Source organism: Dialister succinatiphilus YIT 11850 (assembly GCF_000242435.1).
GTDB lineage: Bacteria > Bacillota > Negativicutes > Veillonellales > Dialisteraceae > Dialister > Dialister succinatiphilus.
In genome coordinates this window covers 115,891-117,052 of record NZ_JH591190.1, presented here as the reverse complement: position 1 = coordinate 117,052, position 1,162 = coordinate 115,891, and the positions used below count along the sequence as shown (strand labels likewise).

1 protein-coding gene is annotated in these 1,162 nt (G+C 54.4%); it reads right to left on the bottom strand.

Translation table 11 applies throughout. The features are described 5' to 3' along the window. Positions 1-861, bottom strand: an 861-nt coding sequence (mmuM, locus tag HMPREF9453_RS10650) for a homocysteine S-methyltransferase (protein ID WP_008860571.1), incomplete at its 3' end; no start/stop codon positions are given. Between the last annotated feature and the right edge of the window lie 301 nt (positions 862-1,162).

The following is a 1,162-nucleotide window of genomic DNA, read 5'->3' as shown; positions in this document are numbered from 1 at the left end:
GCCGATGAGGCGGGCGCCGGCTTTCTGCCAGATTTTTACAAAGTCTGCATAATCTGCAGCCGCCCCTCCCCAGGTCTTGTCGGAGGGGTCGTAATGTTCACCGGAATTGGGATAGACCACCACAGGCTTTGAAGTATATTTCCTGATTTCCAGAATCAGGGATTCCACATACTCCGGCGCTGTGCAGTTCACCCCGATCGCCTTTACGCAGGGAATGGGGTCAAGGGCTTTGGCGCAGTCACCGATGTAATCATCGCCGCAGGTATGGAGGCCGTCTTTGCAGGAAAAGGAAACCCAGGCGGAAGCGTTCTTGATTTCCGACAGCACGTCTGTCTCCGCCAGAGCTTCCAGAAGGCAGGGAATAGTTTCACAGGCAAAGATATCGGGACCTGCTTCTGCCAGGATATGCAGGCGCTCCCGGTGGAAATCGGCCAGTTCTTCCCTTGTCTTGCCGTAATGACCCTTGTATTCGCTGCCGTCGGCCAGGAAAGCGCCGTAGGGTCCCACGGAAGCCGCTGCCAGGGGCACCGGCCTTCTTTCCGGCGATGACTCTGCCAGGAACTCATCCCTGGCCTCCTGCACCAGCTGCACAGAGCGGATCAGGAGCTCCCTTCCCTCTTTTCGGGAGAAGCCTTTCTTCTCAAAGCCTTCCAGGGTGGCCTGGTAGCTGGCGCTGGTGACAATGTCGCTTCCTGCATCAAAATAGGAACGATGCACCGCCTTCACCAGATCCGGTCTTTCATAGAGGGCGATAGCACTCCAAAGCTCATCATTAATAGAAAAGCCCTGCCTTTCCAGTTCTGTGGAAAATGCGCCGTCCAGCACGATGAATGGATATTTTTTTAAGATGTCTTCTATCATAATAGCTCCTTTATCAATGACCGCTTCGCGGCCGGTTTCAGAGGATTTTTCCGCCCTTTGGGCACAAAGGGACGCGGCGGATGCCGCAGGTTGTGTAGAAGGGTTGTGCAAAAAGGTTGTGAAAAAGGTTCTTAAGATGGACCGGCCCTATGGGCCGGAGGGTTCTTAAGTTTGACGGGCCTTTGGCCCGAGGGTTGTGGATTGCCCTTCGGGCAATACTTATAAAGTCAGCGTTACGGGATTGGCTTTCTGTGTCATATGGCATGATAAGCATTCTGCGGATTGGCTCGCTACGCTCGCC